Genomic DNA, 4,953 nt, shown 5'->3' on the forward strand with positions numbered 1-4,953 from the left:
ACGCAAAGGCCAGGCCTCAGCATTTTATTATGGTGATCCCCTGGGCGAAATGCGCCTGGTAAGCAGAGTTTTTGAAATGTAAGGCCTTTGAATAAGACAAAAGGCTGCCTCATCGCTAACTTTGCAACAGTGCCAGAGTTTGATGCTCAGGGTGTCGCGGTTCGGTTTATTGACGACGGGATCAGTACCGACGGTGATATGGGGCAAATGGTGGTCACCATCCTGTCGGCTGTGGCACAAGCTGAACGCCGGAGGATCCTAGAGCGCACGAATGAGGGCCGACAGGAAGCAAAGCTGAAAGGAATCAAATTTGGCCGCAGGCGTACCGTGGACAGGAACGTCGTGCTGACGCTTCATCAGAAGGGCACTGGTGCAACGGAAATTGCTCATCAGCTCAGTATTGCCCGCTCCACGGTTTATAAAATTCTTGAAGACGAAAGGGCCTCGTGATACGCTTATTTTTATAGGTTAATGTCATGATAATAATGGTTTCTTAGACGTCAGGTGGCACTTTTCGGGGAAATGTGCGCGGAACCCCTATTTGTTTATTTTTCTAAATACATTCAATTTCGTTCCACTGAGCGTCAGACCCCGTATAGTGTTTTGCAGTTTAGAGGAGATATCGCGATGCATACGCGGAAGGCAATAACGGAGGCAATTCGAAAACTCGGAGTCCAAACCGGTGACCTGTTGATGGTGCATGCCTCACTTAAAGCGATTGGTCCGGTCGAAGGAGGAGCGGAGACGGTCGTTGCCGCGTTACGCTCCGCGGTTGGGCCGACTGGCACTGTGATGGGATACGCGTCGTGGGACCGATCACCCTACGAGGAGACTCTGAATGGCGCTCGGTTGGATGACAAAGCCCGCCGTACCTGGCCGCCGTTCGATCCCGCAACGGCCGGGACTTACCGTGGGTTCGGCCTGCTGAATCAATTTCTGGTTCAAGCCCCCGGCGCGCGGCGCAGCGCGCACCCCGATGCATCGATGGTCGCGGTTGGTCCGCTAGCTGAAACGCTGACGGAGCCTCACGAACTCGGTCACGCCTTGGGGGAAGGGTCGCCCGTCGAGCGGTTCGTCCGCCTTGGCGGGAAGGCCCTGCTGTTGGGTGCGCCGCTAAACTCCGTTACCGCATTGCACTACGCCGAGGCGGTTGCGGATATCCCCAACAAACGATGGGTGACGTATGAGATGCCGATGCTTGGAAGAAACGGTGAAGTCGCCTGGAAAACGGCATCAGAATACGATTCAAACGGCATTCTCGATTGCTTTGCTATCGAAGGAAAGCCGGATGCGGTCGAAACTATAGCAAATGCTTACGTGAAGCTCGGTCGCCATCGAGAAGGTGTCGTGGGCTTTGCTCAGTGCTACCTGTTCGACGCGCAGGACATCGTGACGTTCGGCGTCACCTATCTTGAGAAGCACTTCGGAGCCACTCCGATCGTGCCAGCACACGAAGCCGCCCAGCGCTCTTGCGAGCCTTCCGGTTAGAGGCCGTCGACAATGATAATCTGGATCAACGGACCTTTCGGCGCCGGAAAGACGACTCTCGCTGAGCGGCTGCGCGATCGGCGTCCGAAATCGCTGATCTTTGACCCTGAGGAAATCGGGTTCGTGGTGAAAGAAACGGTCCCCATACCAGCGAGCGGAGACTATCAGGATCTCCCCTTGTGGAGGGGACTTACGATCGCTGCGGTCAGCGAGATTCGCAGGAATTACTCGCAGGACATCATCATCCCAATGACGCTCGTGCACCCGGACTATCTGACTGAGATACTCGACGGGTTAAGGCAGATCGACGATCAGCTGCTGCACATCTTTCTGATGCTTAACGAGGACCTATTGCGTCACCGGATCTCGAACCAGACCATGCATCCTGACCCGAATCGGAATGCGGAGATTCGAGAGTGGCGATTAGCGAATGTCGCCCGATGCTTGGCCGCAAGGGAACGGCTTCCGTCCACAACCCGTGTTCTCGATAGTGGTGCACACACCAGCGATGAACTTGCAGCGATGGTGCTCGACAGACTCGATCAGCGCACCTGATCGCCTTCGACGCCTGCGCAAAGGGTAGCGCGAGGGTGGTGGTCTCAGTCTGCTTTGCGATTATTCTCCTAAGCCGTACCGCCTGACGGTCGGTTTACGTGACGCGAATGGGCGACTTCCGTTTCGGAAAAGCACCACCGCGGCATAGAGACGCCAGCTGCCGAAGCCTCCGCCTTGAAGGGACACGAACCGTCGACCCGCAAGTTGGTCTACTAAGTGATTGAAATCCAAACGCTCAGGCAAGCGGGGTGTCGGCTGTAGCGTAACGTTAAATTATAGAACCTAAAGCTCCAAATGCTAAATGGTATCAAGGGGCCAAATAGCGGCGGCTACAGTCGCCGCCTTTAACGGATAACAACCCGCAACGACTTTCGAGCCTGATTGGCTTCGCACGGCCTAGACACCAGGGTTGCACATATTTCCAGCATACAATTACACTATAGCTGGATCAAGCCCAAGGTGCACGCCGTACTACGACGCACTTGATCTAAAGTTGGCCCTTATCTCATTGAGACGGATAAAGAAACTCCTCGCAAAGCTCGATTTGTGGCTTCAGCATCGCGGTTCGGCGGTGGACCGCCGTGGTCATCGGCTTCATCGGAGTGCTTCTCGTGGTCAAGCCGGGCTATCTGCCGTTCCAATTGGGTCATTTGGCTGCCATCGGCACCGGGCTGGCCACGGACGCGGCAATCATCATCCTCAGGCGCGTCGGCGGAAAGGTGAAGACCACCAGCATGCTGGGCATCAGTGCCCGGCGCTTGCAGCGCGGCTGAGGCACGACATATGAAGGCGTAGCTGGAAACCCCCGTCAGGCCAAAATTGGCGACAGGGTCTAGATCCCTTATTCTAAAGCGCGGACCGACCCATAGTCGCTATTGGAGTGTCTCAAGCCGCAGGTCGTAGAAACGGCCGAGGCTCCTCAAATGATCGACGATGTCAGCAACAGATGGTCACGCTTTCCTTATCGCTGGCAGATTTTATCGACCACCTCACCAACACGGTCGAAGTCTTCTGCCAGCAGATCGCTCTCTGCAAAACATAGCAATCTTGTCCTACTGCGGTGATTGGGCAGCCGGTGGCGAAGATCTCATCAACGAAATCCGGGATCTGATCTTTACGCATTTCATCCTCCTGATGGCAGGGCGCCGATCGCATGATCTGAATAAGGTATGATCGTCATGGCTGACTGACCGCGCGACGCTTTCAGCGGCGTTGAGGCATAACCGGAGAGCCGCCGTTCATACGTGATGCGGCCTGCACATAGGAAACATGTCCTCACCGTAGAAGTGCAGCCGGATATGATGGCGCCGGCACAGCCAGCGGACGTTCAAAGGCTCGTCATACCTGTCATGATGCGCGTCCACGTGCGCGCAATCACCGTCAATCGACTGATGTTATCCAACATCTGTCCGAGACCCTGCCAGGCATTCCTCAGCGCGCGTGACCAAGAACAACTTTTGAGGTAGGTTGGTGCTGAGTACGGCCGCAGCCTGATAGGCTGCCGCAGCTTGGTCTTGGAAACCAAGACGCGAAAGGAAATCCGCCCGCGTCGCGTGAAAAAGCGGGTAGGTCTCCACGTCCCACTCGTCCTCAATCGCCTTAAGGACCGCCATCCCTGCAGCGGGGTTCATGGCCCACGACACAGCGACTGCTCGATTGAGGGCAACTACGTATGTAGGGCTCAACAGGAAGAGCGCGTCATATCTCGCCAGTATCTCTCGCCAATTGGTGTCTCGAAAGCTCGCAGCCCGCGCGTGACAAGCAGAAATCAACGCTTGCAGAAGATACCATCCAGTGGGAGACGACATGCGGCATGCTCGCTCAACTATCTCCAGACCTCGACGTATGAGCAATCGATCCCACAAGCCACGATCCTGACGATCGAGCGGCACTGGCAAGCCTTGACGATCTTGTCGGGCAAGCAGCCGAGAGCACTGGAGTTCCATGAGGGCTAAAAGACCAAGTACCTCAGGCTCCTCTGGCTTGATATGCGCTAGGGTCAGGACTCATTGCTCATAGCCAGAAGATAACGGTCGCAGCGAGAGCGATGGCGGAGAGAAAGGCCATTGGGCACCGGTCGTAACGCGTAGCGACACGCCGCCAGTCTTTGAGACGCCCGAACATGATCTCGATCCGGTTGCGCCGTTTGTAGCGGCGTTTGTCGTATTTGATGGTCTTCTTGCGGGATTTTCGACCTGGAATGCAGGGAGTGATCCCCTTCGCCTGTAAAGCGTCACGATACCAGTCGGCATCATAGCCACGGTCGGCCAGCAACCATTTGGCCTTGGGAAGTTCATCAAGCAAGGCGGCAGCACCGGTGTAATCGCTGACCTGGCCTGCCGTTATGAAGAAGCTGATCGGGCGACCACTCGCATCCGTTACGGCATGAAGCTTGGTGTTCATGCCGCCTTTCGTGCGTCCAATCAGGCGGCCCGCGCCCCCTTTTTTACCCGCAAGCTGGAAGCCGTGCGGTGGGCCTTGAGATAGGTCGCATCGATCATGATGGTCTTGTGCTCTGCGGCTTCAGGCACGGCCAGACCTTCCATCATCTGGATAAATACGCCCTTGTCGCCCCAGCGTTTCCAGCGGTTATAAAGCGTCTTCGCCGGGCCATATTCCTTCGGCGCATCACGCCAACGCAGCCCGTTGCGGTTGACGAAGATGATGCCGCTCAGAACGCGTCGATCATCAACGCGCTGGCGGCCATGGCTCTTGGGGAAATAGGGCTGAAGACGAGCCATTTGCTCGTCCGTCAGCCAAAACAAATTACTCATCAGTCGGGCTCCTATACGCCCATCTGAATCACAGCCGTCAGTTCAAATCAATGGGTCCTGACCCTAAAACTCTTCAATGCACGGGTCTGATCGACCTTGGGCGGCTCGGAACAGCAGATCGCTATGCCGATTTGGC

General features: G+C 56.0%; 6 protein-coding genes and 2 pseudogenes. 5 read left to right on the forward strand and 3 right to left on the reverse strand.

Features of this window, described 5'->3' with window-relative positions; translation table 11 throughout:
• The 5 genes and pseudogenes from GVV58_RS14815 to GVV58_RS14835 all read left to right on the forward strand — a co-directional run.
• Window positions 1–82, forward strand: a pseudogene (locus tag GVV58_RS14815) (IS6 family transposase); the annotation flags it as partial.
• Window positions 83–135: 53 nt separating this feature from the next.
• Window positions 136–450: pseudogene (locus tag GVV58_RS14820) on the forward strand (recombinase family protein); the annotation flags it as partial.
• Between the two features lie 177 nt (window positions 451–627).
• Window positions 628–1,488, forward strand: coding sequence for an aminoglycoside N-acetyltransferase AAC(3)-IIe (gene aac(3)-IIe / locus GVV58_RS14825; protein ID WP_000557452.1), 861 nt, complete (start codon window positions 628–630; stop codon window positions 1,486–1,488).
• A 12-nt stretch (window positions 1,489–1,500) separates the two neighbouring features.
• Window positions 1,501–2,043: an AAA family ATPase gene (locus GVV58_RS14830; RefSeq protein WP_002063889.1), complete on the forward strand. Its 543-nt coding sequence runs from the start codon at window positions 1,501–1,503 to the stop codon at window positions 2,041–2,043.
• Window positions 2,044–2,624: 581 nt separating this feature from the next.
• Window positions 2,625–2,816 (forward strand): hypothetical protein, encoded by a 192-nt coding sequence (locus GVV58_RS14835; RefSeq protein WP_040234282.1) that lies wholly within the window; start codon window positions 2,625–2,627, stop codon window positions 2,814–2,816.
• 163 nt (window positions 2,817–2,979) lie between these two features.
• Here the strand turns inward: GVV58_RS14835 and GVV58_RS14840 are convergent, their stop codons facing one another.
• The 3 genes from GVV58_RS14840 to GVV58_RS14845 form a co-directional block, all read right to left on the reverse strand.
• The gene (locus GVV58_RS14840; protein ID WP_004197549.1) at window positions 2,980–3,165 is read right to left on the reverse strand and encodes a hypothetical protein; all 186 of its coding nucleotides are present in this window, start codon (window positions 3,163–3,165) and stop codon (window positions 2,980–2,982) included.
• Window positions 3,166–3,437: 272 nt separating this feature from the next.
• The gene (locus GVV58_RS15790) at window positions 3,438–4,046 is read right to left on the reverse strand and encodes a DUF6596 domain-containing protein (RefSeq protein WP_306415568.1); all 609 of its coding nucleotides are present in this window, start codon (window positions 4,044–4,046) and stop codon (window positions 3,438–3,440) included.
• A gap of 10 nt (window positions 4,047–4,056) precedes the next feature.
• Window positions 4,057–4,817, reverse strand: a protein-coding gene (locus GVV58_RS14845) for an IS5-like element ISKpn12 family transposase (protein ID WP_085947932.1) whose coding sequence is annotated in 2 segments (ribosomal slippage) — window positions 4,057–4,493 and window positions 4,493–4,817 — 762 coding nt in all. Because the reading frame shifts where the segments join, the coding sequence is not laid out codon by codon here.
• Window positions 4,818–4,953: the final 136 nt, after the last annotated feature.

This window comes from Acinetobacter sp. 18QD2AZ41W (assembly GCF_009829025.1).
In the GTDB taxonomy this organism is placed as follows: domain Bacteria; phylum Pseudomonadota; class Gammaproteobacteria; order Pseudomonadales; family Moraxellaceae; genus Acinetobacter; species Acinetobacter pseudolwoffii.

What these genes read in the sequence shown, in the direction of transcription:
- GVV58_RS14830 (WP_002063889.1), top strand. Translation starts at nt 1,501, where the DNA reads ATGATAATCTGGATCAACGGACCTTTCGGCGCCGGAAAGACGACTCTC.
- GVV58_RS14840 (WP_004197549.1), bottom strand. Translation starts at nt 3,165, where the DNA reads ATGCGTAAAGATCAGATCCCGGATTTCGTTGATGAGATCTTCGCCACC.